This is a genomic window from Runella rosea (assembly GCF_003325355.1).
Taxonomy (GTDB): Bacteria; Bacteroidota; Bacteroidia; order Cytophagales; family Spirosomataceae; genus Runella; species Runella rosea.
Genome location: NZ_CP030850.1, coordinates 3,897,562 through 3,910,508, shown reverse-complemented (window position 1 = coordinate 3,910,508; position 12,947 = coordinate 3,897,562). Strand labels below are relative to the sequence as shown.

Annotated in this window: 12 protein-coding genes; 8 read left to right on the top strand and 4 right to left on the bottom strand. The window is 46.0% G+C overall.

The window, feature by feature from the left end; all coding sequences use genetic code 11:
• The first annotated feature begins 95 nt into the window (after positions 1-95).
• Both DR864_RS16340 and DR864_RS16335 read left to right on the top strand, forming a co-directional pair.
• Positions 96-806: an RDD family protein gene (locus DR864_RS16340; RefSeq protein ID WP_114067991.1), complete on the top strand. Its 711-nt coding sequence runs from the start codon at positions 96-98 to the stop codon at positions 804-806.
• Between the two features lie 33 nt (positions 807-839).
• A complete protein-coding gene (locus tag DR864_RS16335; RefSeq protein WP_114067990.1) occupies positions 840-1,271 on the top strand; it encodes an acyl-CoA thioesterase in 432 nt (143 codons plus the stop codon).
• A 56-nt stretch (positions 1,272-1,327) separates the two neighbouring features.
• Here the strand turns inward: DR864_RS16335 and DR864_RS16330 are convergent, their stop codons facing one another.
• Complete coding sequence (locus tag DR864_RS16330; RefSeq protein WP_205319118.1) at positions 1,328-2,182, bottom strand: M48 family metallopeptidase; 855 nt, start codon at positions 2,180-2,182, stop codon at positions 1,328-1,330.
• Between the two features lie 201 nt (positions 2,183-2,383).
• Here DR864_RS16330 and DR864_RS16325 point away from each other — a divergent pair, with 201 nt between their 5' ends.
• The 5 genes from DR864_RS16325 (at position 2,384) to pruA (ending at position 9,122) form a co-directional block, all read left to right on the top strand.
• Entirely contained in the window at positions 2,384-4,096 is a 1,713-nt protein-coding gene (locus DR864_RS16325) for a GMC oxidoreductase (protein ID WP_114067988.1), read from the top strand.
• A 35-nt stretch (positions 4,097-4,131) separates the two neighbouring features.
• Positions 4,132-4,581, top strand: a complete 450-nt coding sequence (locus DR864_RS16320) for a nuclear transport factor 2 family protein (protein WP_114067987.1) — start codon at positions 4,132-4,134, stop codon at positions 4,579-4,581.
• A gap of 225 nt (positions 4,582-4,806) precedes the next feature.
• Positions 4,807-5,262: a hypothetical protein gene (locus tag DR864_RS16315; protein ID WP_114067986.1), complete on the top strand. Its 456-nt coding sequence runs from the start codon at positions 4,807-4,809 to the stop codon at positions 5,260-5,262.
• Between the two features lie 97 nt (positions 5,263-5,359).
• Positions 5,360-7,462: a prolyl oligopeptidase family serine peptidase gene (locus DR864_RS16310; RefSeq protein ID WP_114067985.1), complete on the top strand. Its 2,103-nt coding sequence runs from the start codon at positions 5,360-5,362 to the stop codon at positions 7,460-7,462.
• A gap of 31 nt (positions 7,463-7,493) precedes the next feature.
• A complete protein-coding gene (pruA, locus tag DR864_RS16305) occupies positions 7,494-9,122 on the top strand; it encodes an L-glutamate gamma-semialdehyde dehydrogenase (protein ID WP_114070317.1) in 1,629 nt (542 codons plus the stop codon).
• A 124-nt stretch (positions 9,123-9,246) separates the two neighbouring features.
• On the opposite strand, the gene DR864_RS16300 is transcribed toward pruA, so the two are convergent.
• The 3 genes from DR864_RS16300 to DR864_RS16290 are packed head-to-tail and all read right to left on the bottom strand — an operon-like array spanning position 9,247 to position 11,671.
• Complete coding sequence (locus DR864_RS16300) at positions 9,247-10,083, bottom strand: M15 family metallopeptidase (RefSeq protein WP_114067984.1); 837 nt, start codon at positions 10,081-10,083, stop codon at positions 9,247-9,249.
• On the bottom strand, positions 10,016-10,783 hold the full coding sequence (locus tag DR864_RS16295) for a DUF4846 domain-containing protein (protein WP_114067983.1): 768 nt from the start codon (positions 10,781-10,783) through the stop codon (positions 10,016-10,018). The genes DR864_RS16300 and DR864_RS16295 overlap by 68 nt, the downstream gene beginning before the upstream one ends.
• Positions 10,784-10,822: 39 nt before the next feature.
• Positions 10,823-11,671: an alpha/beta hydrolase family protein gene (locus tag DR864_RS16290; protein ID WP_229599401.1), complete on the bottom strand. Its 849-nt coding sequence runs from the start codon at positions 11,669-11,671 to the stop codon at positions 10,823-10,825.
• A 104-nt stretch (positions 11,672-11,775) separates the two neighbouring features.
• Between DR864_RS16290 and DR864_RS16285 the strand changes: the two genes are divergently transcribed.
• Positions 11,776-12,930, top strand: coding sequence for an MFS transporter (locus DR864_RS16285; protein ID WP_114067982.1), 1,155 nt, complete (start codon positions 11,776-11,778; stop codon positions 12,928-12,930).
• Positions 12,931-12,947 lie beyond the last annotated feature (17 nt).

Here is a 12,947-nt window from a genome sequence, read left to right as displayed (position 1 = left end):
GATAGAATGAGTAAATAAACGAATTGTCTATTTTGCGGAAAAGTTATAAAAAACTATTCACTCATTCACAAATTCATCCTTTTCCACCCGAAAAAATGTCTGTCCGTATCCAAACTTCCCAAAATGTTGAATTAGAATATGAACCAGCCAGTGTGGGAGACCGTATCTTGGCGACCATCATCGATCGATTGATTTATTTGGGGTGGGCCATGGCGTGGTTTGGGTTGTTTTCTTTGCTCAAATTGGGCGATGATCAATCTATGTTTTTGATGGTTTTAACCATTATACTACCCGTTTTACTTTATCCTTTGCTTGCTGAATATTTTTTAAATGGGCAAACGTTGGGAAAACGGGCCATGAATATTCGGGTGGTGCGCTTAGATGGTAACAAACCAACGCTGAGTGCGTACCTGTTGCGGTGGTTATTGTTGATTATTGATACGGGTATTTTTACGCCGATTGTGGCCATTATTGCGATAGCGGCCAATGGAAAAGGCCAGCGAATAGGTGACATTGCGGCGGGTACAACCGTCATAAAAACGACCAAGCGCGTACAGCTTAGCCAAGTAGTTTATCAAGAACTTCCCGAAGATTATAAAGTTACGTATGCAGAAGTGAGCCAATTAACTGACCGTGATATTGAAACAATTCGGCAAGTACTGGCCAGACGTAATGAAGAATTGACGGCCCAAACGGCCGAAAAGGTGTCTAATGTGCTCAGTATTAATAATATTGCCGAGCCACGTACTTTTTTGCTAACTATCCTCAACGATTATACGTATTTGGCCGCCCAGGAAAATAATTGATTGAATTTACAATACTGAAACGCCCCTAAAAACATGCTTTTTATTCAGGAATTTATCAAAGACTATCCTTCTTACCTCGAACTACCCGTTCAGTGGGGGGATATGGATGCCATGCAGCATGTAAACAATGTTTCGTACCTACGTTACATGGAGTCTGGCCGAATTCGTTTTTTTAGTGATTTTTTGCAATTAGCGGCCTTACCAGAAGGAATTGGACCTATTTTGGCCGAAATAAACTGCCGTTATAAGTTTCCCGTCACGTATCCTGATACGGTTGTGGTTGCGTCGCGGGTCAAACCTGAGTCGGTAGATGAATTCAGTATTCAATTGCAACAACTGGTCATCAGTACGCGCCATGAGCGTATCGCTGCCGAAGGTGTTGCCCGGGTGGTATTTTATGACTATGCCCAAAAAAAGAAAGCCCCCATTCCGGAGGCCATCAGAGCACGACTTTTGAAAGGTTAAGAGAATGTCGCAACGTCGGCGAGGTTCAAAACCTCGCCGACGTTGTATTGTATTAACTATCGTCTTCCCGTTGATTTAGTATTTCCGGTTGATTTATTATAAAGCTTGACCGCATCGGGCATCAACTTCTGAAGGTTGGACACGCGACTATTGTCAGCAGGGTGAGTGGAGAGCCACTGTGGAGGTTTCTGACCACCACTTGCCTGTGCCATCCGTTGCCAAAAGTCAACGGCAGCGCGTGGGTCATAGCCGGCCATAGCCATAAACGTAAGTCCCAAACGGTCGGCTTCACTTTCCTGATTGCGGCTATTGGGTAAAATATACCCCACACTGGCCGCTGCTGGGGCCGCTATCCCGTACAGTCCCATCCAAATATTTTGGGTTTCTTGGGGCTTGTTGGCCATCGCAACACCCAAGCCCACTTGACCAGCAGTGAGCGCTCCTTGTGCGAGCAATCCCTGACTCATGCGTTCAGCGCCGTGACTGGCAATGGCGTGTGATATTTCGTGACCCATAACCACGGCAATACCCGTTTCGTCGCGGCAGATGGGCAAAATACCTGTGTAAAAAACCACTTTTCCACCGGGCATACACCAAGCGTTGACGGCTTTGTTTTCGATGACGTTAAACTCCCACTGAAATCCTTCCAATACCTGACTGTAGTTATTAGCAGTCAAATAGGCTTCAACGGATTTTCTGATGCGTTGCCCAGCGCGTTTGACCATTTCCACCTGAGAGCCGCTTCGTAGCACTTTGCTGGTGTCGAGCACCTCTTTGTAGCTGGTAAAACTCATGGGTAACAGTTCTTTACTGTTGATAAGCATCAACTGATTACGGCCCGTGAGCGGCACTTTTTGGCACGCAACCACGAAAACCAACGATGCGAGAGAAGCAATTATGAATCGTTTCATTTTGATGTAGAGATTAGTGAATTTCGAATAATACAGCGAATGAATAATGCTGTACAGGCAATGCTTAAAAAAGTGTGCCAGTAGGAAAGGAAAGTGTGGAATTATTTACACATCAACACTTTTTCTTCCCATCATAAATCTTAGTACCTTCGAGTTCCTGAATTTACTTGTATAGTTGTTTACAAAAGAAACCGTTTCTATATGTATTTGAATATCAATGCTCAAAAACAAAACACTTACGACGCCATCGTTATCGGGTCGGGTATATCGGGTGGCTGGGCGGCTAAAGAACTCTGTGAAAAAGGCTTGCGTACGTTGGTGTTGGAGCGCGGGCGCGATGTAAACCACATCACAGATTACCCCACGGCCATGAAAAATCCGTGGGAATTTGAGCACCATAACCGCCTTCCACCGTCGTTTAGAGAAGAAAATCCTATTGCAAGCAAGTGTTACGCATTAGACGAAGCCACGCAGCAGTTTTTTACCAAAGACGCCGAACAACCCTACATTCAAGAAAAGCCCTTTGACTGGATTCGGGCGTATCAGGTAGGGGGGAAATCCCTTTTATGGGCTCGGCAGGTGCAGCGTTGGAGTAAGTTTGACTTCGAAGGGCCCGCCCGCGATGGCTTCGCGGTTCCGTGGCCCGTCACCTACGATGAAATGGCCCCTTGGTACAGTTATGTTGAACGATTTGCGGGCATCAGTGGCAATAAAGATGGACTGGAGGGGTTGCCCGATGGGGAATTTTTACCCCCGTGGGAATTAAACTGCGTTGAGAAGCACCTGCAAAAATCGCTGAACGCTAACTACACTGACCGCCACCTTATCATTGGTCGCTGTGCGCACCTCACCAAGCCACAACCCTGGCATACGGCCCTTGGCCGGGCGCAGTGTCAGGCGCGGCATTTGTGCTATCGGGGTTGTCCTTTTGGTGCGTATTTTAGTTCTCAATCATCTACCTTGCCAGCCGCGCGTAAAACAGGGAAGCTCACGCTGAGGCCACATTCGGTGGTTCATTCCATTATTTATGACGAAAAACTGGGCAAAGCCTCAGGCGTCCGGATTATTGATGCTAATACCAAAGAGGTGATTGAATATTACGCAAAAATCATCTTTCTGAATGCTTCTTGTTTGGCAAGCAACCAGATTTTGCTCAATTCAACCTCCAACCGCTTTTCGGCAGGGTTGGGAAATGACAATGGGCTGCTCGGCCATTTTGTGGCTTTTCACAATTATCGCGGGAACGTTTATGCTGATATTGATGGCTTTGAAGATCAATATTATTTTGGTAGGCGGCCAACGTCGGGATTTATGCCGCGTTATCAGAATGTGCATAAACAAGAAACCGACTTTTTGCGGGGGTATCTCGTGGCGCTGAGCGCGGCCCGTGGTGGCTGGGGAAATGCGGCGGGACAAGAAGGGTTTGGGGCTGATTGGAAAGACAAAAACAGTCAACCTGGGCCATGGCATTTGTACGTGCAGATTCAGGCCGAAACGATCCCTAAGTTTGAAAACCATTTACGGCTCAGCCCAGACCACAAAGATAAATACGGTATTCCGCAGCTGATTACATCGGTAGGATATGATGACAATGACCTGAAAATCATTAAACACTTTCATACCACAGTGGCCGAAATGTTGGACAAAGCAAGTTTTAAAAATATTCGTTTGGTAGATGATAAACGTAATCCTGGACTGGATATTCACGAAATGGGCGGTGTAAGGATGGGCGCTGACCCCAAAAACTCGCTGGTCAATAAATGGAATCAATTGCACGCCTGTAAAAATGTATTTGTCACCGACGGGGCGGCCATGACGTCCATCGGCACCCAAAACCCCTCCTTGACGTTTATGGCGTTTACAGCCCGGGCGGCCAACCATGCCGTTGAGGAAATGAAGAAAAAGAATTTGTAGTTTTGTGCATTAGTTTTCCAATAATTTGATTGAAAATGAAAAATATATCAAGGTTCACCCTCATCGGGGCCATATTGCTGCTCTGGGTATTTAAAAGTTACGTGGCATTGTCTCAAACATCCAAAGAGACATTGGTTGCCGACATTGAGAAAAAACGCTTTGCCGCATTGGTTAGCAAAGATTATGCGTACCTGAACCAAGTAATGGGTGAAGATATAATTTACTGCCACTCCAACGGATTGATTGACACGAAAGCCTCTTTCATTCAATCTATAAAGGACGGTAAATTGGTCTACAATGAAATGACAGCCGACGAGCTGAAAGTAAGGATTTACGATAAAACGGCTATTATTACGGGGGTATGTGCCGCCAAAGTAGTCAGCAACGGCCAACAACTTAATACCCGTTTTCGTTTTACAGATGTGTATATTAAGCGCAAGGAAGGTTGGCAAATGGTTACTTGGCAATCTCTTCGTTTACCGTGAGAAGCGAGCCCAGATTAAAAAAGAAGTAGCGATGCAACGTGTGTCCTCTTTTTTTCGTCTTGGGTATATGACGAGTTAAATGTACCATTGAATAGGTTTTGCGCCGAAAGCTTGTAAGTTTTTCGAAAAAAACTGATATTCGAGCGCAATATTAAACCTTTGGCGTGGGTTTTGTATAGTGAGTTAATTGTGAAGAATCAATTTTACTTAAAATAGTAACTATTTATGAAACGTTTTTTTACGGTTTTTGTAATGATTGCAGTGGTAGGTACCGTGATGGTTTCAAGCTGCAAGAAGAAACCTAAACCTTTAAGCGAAATTATCGGACGAGTGTGGAGCGCGCAATTGATTAAGCATGGTTCGAGCGTAGTGTATACCAAGGGAGCCGCTACCAATCCAACACCAGGGTATCTTAATTTTCGGTTGGATTTGAGCAGCCCTACCTCCGCAACGTTGAAAGAGTGGGATGGAAATACTTTTACGGGTCAGTGGGAAGTGCAGGAAACAACTGCGGGTAACACCCTAATATTGAAGAATTTGACACCACAGCCAACGGGCACCAACGGAACCATACAGTTTACGATAAACTCGGCTACTGAAATCGAATTTGTAATGACCCGCACCTCTGGAAGCCAAAAAACGGGCGGAACCATTAATAACTATACATTGGTATCACCTTAAAAAAGGTGTTAAAATAAACTATTTAGGTGTCGTTCTCTGACAAGAGGGCGACATTTTTTATTTTTGCCAAACACTTCATCCAAACGCGTATTCCATTATGGTAAAACCCTTTATTTTTCTCGCTCTGTTTTCCGTCACTCTACACGCCCAAATGACCTATCCCACCACCCGAAAAGTAGCTCATACCGATGACTACCATGGTACAAAAGTAGCCGATCCCTATCGTTGGCTCGAAGACGATAACGCCGCTGACACCAAAGCTTGGGTAATGGAGCAAAACAAGGTCACTTTCGGATATTTGGAAAAAATACCCTACCGAGGCCTCATCAAACAGCAATTGGAAAAAGTATACAACTACCCCAAATACTCGGCTCCGCGCCGCAAGGGAGAGTATTTTTATTTTTATAAAAACGACGGATTGCAAAATCAGTCGGTGTTGTACCGCCAAAAAGGAATGAGCGGTGCGCCCGAAGTGGTGTTGGATCCCAACAAACTTTCGGCCGACGGCACCACGCGGCTGACGGTATTTAGTTTGTCCAAAAAAGGAGATTATGCGGTTTGTGGTTTTTCTCAGGGTGGCTCCGATTGGCAGGAATACCAAATCATGGATATGAAAACCCTGAAAATGCTCGCCGACAAAATAGAATGGGTAAAAGTATCGGGGGCTTCGTGGCAAGGAAATGGCTTCTACTATAGCCGTTATCCCAAACCTGAAGGCAGCGCGTTGGCGGCAAAAAATGAAAACCACCAAGTGTTTTTTCACACAGTAGGAACCGCGCAGTCAGCGGATGAATTGGTGTATGAAGACAAAGCAAATCCACAGCGTTTTCACGGAGTGTATGTGAGTGAAGATGAGCGGTTTTCATTCCTGAATATTTCAGATAGAGGCAAAGGGAAAGACGGAAATGCGCTCTTTTATCGCGAAAGTGGCCAAAAAGAATTTAAGCCCGTAGTCGCGGAAATTACAGACGATCAGTTTTCAATCGTAGACAATGTGGGAAATAAATTTTTACTTCGTACCAATAAAAATGCCAAAAATGAGCGCGTAGTTCTTTTTGACCCAGCCGATCCTGACGAGAAAAATTGGAAAGAAATTCTCCCTGAAAAACCCGAACCATTGCAGGGCGCAGGTACGGCGGGTGGGAAAATGTTTGTGACGTACCTCAAAGACGTAACGACCCGCGCTTATGTGTACGATTTGAACGGAAAGCTTGAAAATGAAGTACCGCTCCCTGGTTTAGGCTCAGCGGGTGGTTTTGGTGGCGAAAAAGAGGACAAAACGGTTTTCTATACGTTTTCTTCGTTCAACTATCCCCCCACGATTTTTAGTTACGACATTGCGTCGCGCAAAAGTACCGTGTTCCGTAATCCCGAAGTGACCTTTACCCCCGGTGATTACGAGACAAAGCAGGTGTTTTATCCTAGCAAAGACGGCACCAAAATTCCGATGTTTATTGTCTATAAAAAAGGGCTGAAATTGGACGGAACAAACCCTACTATTTTGTACGGCTATGGTGGATTTAACATCAGCCTAACGGCTAGTTTCAGTCCCGTATTGATTCCGTTTTTGGACAACGGCGGCGTATATGCTCAGGCCAACCTGCGCGGCGGGGCCGAATACGGTGATAAATGGCACGAAGCAGGAATGCGGCTTCAAAAGCAGAATGTATTTGATGACTTTATTGCGGCAGGGGAGTACCTGATTGCCCAAAAATACACCTCCAACGCCCGTTTAGCGTTGCGCGGTGGCTCCAACGGAGGCTTGTTGGTCGGAACAGTAATGAATCAGCGGCCTGAGTTGGCCAAAGTGGCTTTTCCGCAAGTGGGCGTGATGGACATGCTTCGTTTTCATAAATTTACCATCGGCTGGAACTGGATTGCCGATTATGGCAGCAGCGACAATGCCACAGATTTTAAAAACTTGTACGCCTATTCGCCATTGCACAACATCAAAGAAGGCGTTAATTATCCCGCTACGCTCGTCACAACCGCCGACCATGATGACCGCGTGGTGCCAGCGCACTCGTTTAAATACATTGCCGAATTGCAGGCCAAAGCCGCCAAAACCACCACAAATCCTCTTTTGATTCGGGTTGACGTGAACAGCGGACACGGTGCAAGCAATACCGCTAAGTCGTTGGAACAAACGGCGGATATTTATGCTTTTATGTTTTATAACATGGGACTTAGCTGGAAATAACATTCATCCAAAAATCAACAAACACAATATTATGGCTACTGGATTTTTCAACGTACCCGTTCCCAAGAACGAACCCGTCAAATCTTACGCACCGAATTCGCCCGAACGGGCCGCGCTCAAAGCGGCCCTTGTGGAAGCACGAAGTCGTCAAATAGAGATACCAATGTACATCGGTGGCGAGGAAATTATGACGGAGGATAAACACGCCGTGACGCCTCCCCACGACCACCAATACGTACTTGGGTATTATTCTTTAGGGGATGCGTCGCACGTGACAAAAGCCATTGAGGCAGCTTTGGCGGCGCGTGAAAATTGGGCAAATTTAAGTTGGGAACATCGGGCCGCCATTTTCTTGAAAGCGGCTGATTTACTGGCGGGACCGTATCGCGCCGAAATCAATGCGGCAACCATGCTTGGACAATCCAAAAATGCCTATCAGGCCGAGATTGATGCGGCCTGTGAAATGATTGATTTCTTGCGTTTTAATGTGCATTATGCCTCCCAAATATACGGTGAGCAGCCACAGTCGTCGGAGGGTGTTTGGAACCGCTTGGAGCACCGTCCGTTGGAAGGGTTTGTGTTTGCCTTAACGCCCTTCAATTTTACGGCGATTGCGGGAAACTTGCCTACTTCGGCGGCGTTGATGGGTAATGTATGCGTATGGAAACCCGCGCTTACGCAAGTTTACGCCGCCAATGTCTTGATGAAAGTATTCAAAGAAGCAGGCGTCCCCGACGGCGTTATTAACCTGATTTATGTAGATGGCCCCGTGGCTGGGGATGTCATTTTGCGCCATCCCGACTTTGCAGGAATTCATTTTACGGGCAGTACAAAAGTGTTTCAGTACATTTGGAAAACCATTGGCGATAATCTTTCGATTTATAAATCCTTTCCGCGTATTGTGGGTGAAACAGGCGGTAAAGACTTCGTCGTAGCGCATTCGTCAGCCAACGCCAAAGCGGTGGCGGTAGGACTGGTGCGCGGCGCGTTTGAGTATCAGGGACAAAAATGTTCGGCGGCTTCGCGAGCCTACATCCCTGCCAACTTATGGGAAGAAGTAAAAGGCTATATGATTGCCGATTTGGCAAGCATGAAAATGGGCGTTACGGAAGATTTTTCCAACTTTATCAACGCCGTCATTGACGAAAAATCGTTTGATAAAATCGCGGGCTATATTGATAATGCCAAAAATGACCCTCGTGTGACGGTCATCGCGGGTGGAAATTATGACAAATCAACGGGCTATTTTATTGAGCCTACGGTACTGCTCACTACCGACCCAATGTACACCACGATGTGTGAAGAAATCTTCGGGCCAGTGTTGACGATATATGTCTATGAACCCGAAAAATTTGAAGAAACGCTCGAATTGGTCGACAAAACATCACCTTATGCGCTGACAGGCTCTATTTTTGCCCAAGACCGCTACGTAATTGAGCAGGCAAGCAAGAAATTGGTAAATGCCGCTGGGAATTTTTACATCAACGACAAACCCACGGGGGCCGTGGTAGGACAACAGCCGTTTGGTGGGGCGCGTGCTTCGGGAACGAACGACAAAGCGGGCTCTATTTTGAACCTATTGCGTTGGGTGTCGCCTCGCACTATAAAAGAAACTTTTGTTTCGCCAGTAGACTATCGTTATCCGTTTTTAGCGGAATAATAAACCGTTTTTAAGACTAAAAATCCGCCTTTTAGGGTAGACAGCCAAGCGTCTGTTTACTATAAAAGGTGGATTTTTTGCTTGTACCTATTTCTGGTTTTTGAGGTATTTTTGCTAACGTCAATTATTTTAGCAGTAATTCGGGGCGGTATTCAAAGTGCATAGTGTCATAATGGTACCATTTGCCACCCCAGATAAAACCGTGTTTTTCAAAGATTTCTACGACTTGGGCGGCGATGAGGTTGCGGTACTTGAGCTGGACGGATTCATCCTTGCAGCGGCAGTCCCACTGCCAATAATGCGAGAGATTTAAGTTAATATCAATGGCGGTGCCGTAGCTGTGCATACTAAGCCGGTTGGTGCCGCTGATGACCCGCCACGAAAATGTTCCAGCAGGATTGTTGACGTATTTTAGTAATTCAGGATGTTTTTCCAGTTCATCAGAAACAGCCTGAAAATGCTTGTCAACATCGTTCACTTGTGTTACCAATAACTTCTTTTTCAGGGTTTTAGGCAGCCAGGTAATCTCCGTTAGTTTTTTGCGGACTTCGGCCTCTGTGTTTCCGTACATCTTTCGAAAAAAAGGCTCGTAACGAAAACGACCGGGGTCTTGATTGATGGTAGGTGGATTTTGAACGCGACTTAAAGGGTATTTTTGAGCTAATTGGTCTTCTAAATCAGCATTTTGAAGCAGCTGAGCAAACGTTTTTTTTTGTCCATCATCAAACGGCATCACCGTGGAATCTTTCCAAATGAGTTGATTTTTGGTGATTCTAACGATGTAGTCGGGATAAGCTTTGAGATATTCAGATTGAGCGTAGGCCGTCGAACAGAGCAAAAATGCAGATAAGGAAAGCGCTTGAGAATGTGGGTTTTTACGGATAAAAAATGGATTAATTGCCCGCAAAACGACGGAGGTTAGCGGGCTCGAAAGTCCACTCAGGGGTTGTAATTGTCTCATTTTTAAGTTCATACCAAGGACTGAGTGAGTTATTTTGAGGGTTGACCAATAACTGAATTTCTTGGGCGGGCATGTAGCTTTGAGCCAGCAGATACACTTTTTGCCCCGTTGTTGGATTTTCGGCCATATCCACTACAATAACAGCGTGACCAAAGGGAATTCCTTTCTGAATAAAAACATCGCCGATTTGCATTTTTGACATCGTAATGGGTTTTAATTCATCATGCAAAGAACGGGTATTGGCCGATATAAAAATGTACTCCATGTATTTCCAGAATTTTGGGTAACTATAATCGCCCTTTGCGTAATTCTTAAAAAAACGCGGCTTCCCGTCGGCCACAAAATTGAAATGAATCTCATCAAGACGGCGTTGGGCATACAGGTATTCTGCCCGTAGGCGCATCACGGCGTCGGCGCATTGGTGCAGGTCTCTTTTGCCGATGCCTAAATCTACGACGGAGACGTACACGTTGGGCGTATTTTTGGTTCGCCCGTCAAAATACAACACGTTGCTGTTCCAAGATTTTAGCGGCAAACGCCTGAGGTAGTATGCAAAGGAGTTTGATTCGAAAGCTTTGCGTTCAAAACCAACGGGCGGAGCAAAACGCGTCGAAATAGTCGTCGCTGATTTGTCAATTTTTACCTGTGCGGCGGTGTTTAAAACAACAAAAAGTATTGGGAGAAAAAACGCTTTTGACATGTGTTATTCAAATTGTTAGTGTTTCAGGGCGACAACGCATTAATCTCGCCATGTAGCGCGTAATATAAACGCCACGATAGGCGAAGGGTCTTTCAGGCTGTGCGGGTGATGCTTTACGCCGGGTTTGTGAATAACCGTGATGTTGCCGCCGAGTGCTTTTACGCGTTGTTCAAACAATGTAGTATTTTCTTCAATGGGTACCACCTCATCGGCATCGCCGCACACATGAAGCATCGGATAGCCTCCTTTGACGATTTTCTCCACGTTGTCGAGCGGGCTTCCTTTAAATTGCGCCGCTTCTTCTTCGGTTTGCAGATTATAATCTTGTTTAAATAATTCCCAGTCTTTTGGGCTTCCGGGGCCTCGTCCTTTCCCGCCTGGCCAACTTTTTAGGTCCATAACGGGCGCGTCGGCGTAAACGCAGGATACTTTTTCGGGATTGGCGATGGCCCAATTGTAGGCATACACCCCGCCGCGGCTGAAGCCTTCGAGCGCAACTTTGGATGAAAGCCCCGCTTTATGTAAAAAAGCGTAAAATTGATTCCAGATTTCAACAGCGTGGGCGTTGCCGTAGAGTTCGGCTACGTCGCAATACACTACGTGAAACCCGCGAGCCAACAGCGCACTGTCGGCCTGCGGCTCGTGCCCCCAAAAACGTGCCCGCCACACCCAAGGGGCATTTCTTGCCACTTTGATTGGCTTCACGACTTTGGCTTGGCGTCCGATAAAGATAAACGAAGCGCAAGGAAATCCACTAAACGTACTGAGTTGTTTTTCGGGAGGCAACGACTGGAAAATATCCATTTCGGCGGCGGGTTGTGCATAGGATAATTGAAGCATACCAAGCAGAAGACTGCCAAAAATCAGCGTAATTTTAGAAAGCGTCATGAAGAAAAAGGTCAAAAGGTTTTTCTATGAAAGTAAAAACGAATCAAAATCTATTTCCTTTTGAGAAAGCGCTTATTCTTTGGTAACATTGCTTTTTGAATGCAATGAAACGACCTTTTTACCTTCTTCCGCTGGTGGTGGTGGCGCAGTTTGCGGGCACGTCGCTGTGGTTTGCGGTCAATGCTGTCATGCAAACATTAGAGGCATTTCACCCCCAAACCTTGGCCTTTATGCCCACTATGACCACGGCCGTTCAGTTGGGGTTTGTGTTGGGTACGCTTTTTTATTCTTATTTCTCCATTGCCGACCGTTTTTCTCCCGTGCGGATTTTTATGGTTTCGGCCGCGCTGGCGGCTTCTTGTAATCTGTCAGTTTTAGTCAGTTATCAGTCGCTCGAAGGCCTGTTTATGGCACGGCTGGGTGTTGGATTCTTTCTGGCGGGTGTCTACCCCGTGGGCATGAAAATTTGCAGTGATTGGTACGAAACGGGATTAGGAAAAGCTTTAGGCTATTTGGTGGGTGCGTTGGTGTTGGGAACTGCGTTTCCGTATATTCTTAAATCATTTTCGCTCAGCCTGCCTTGGCAATATGTCATTATAGTTACCTCGGGCTTGGCCGTTTTGGGAGGAATTGTGATTGGGGTGTTCGTAAAAGACGGACCCTTTAGGCGTGTAGCTGGACGTTTTAATCCCGCCGTTTTGCAAGATGTGTTTAAGAATAAGGCTTTTCGCCGCTCGGCTTTCGGTTATTTCGGACACATGTTTGAGCTTTATACTTTTTGGGCTTTTGTTCCAGTTCTCATCACTTCATATAATCAACTTGCTCACCAGAATCTGCCTGTTCCGTTGTTTGCTTTTGGTATCATTGCTTCGGGGGCATTGGGGTGCGTTCTGACGGGCGAGCTTTCGCTGCGTTGGGGAAGCCACCAGACGGCTTGGTTTTCACTGCTGATTTCGTGCATTTGCTGTGGACTGTGTGTTTTTCTCCCGGTCTATTCTGTTTTCTTTTTTCTGGTATTAATGTTTATTTGGGGCATCAGTGTGGTGGGAGATTCGCCGCAGTTTTCGACCTTGGTTTCGCAAAACGCCCCCTCAGATTATCGGGCTACAGCACTGACGTTGGTCACTTCGATTGGTTTTTTCATTACGATTCCGAGCCTCTATTTGACCCAATGGCTTTTTAATGCGTATGGGCACATTGCACTGGCCGTGCTGGGCTTGGGAGGAGTTGTTGGATTAGTTGCTTCACGACGAATATAAACGGTTTCACCAACGCT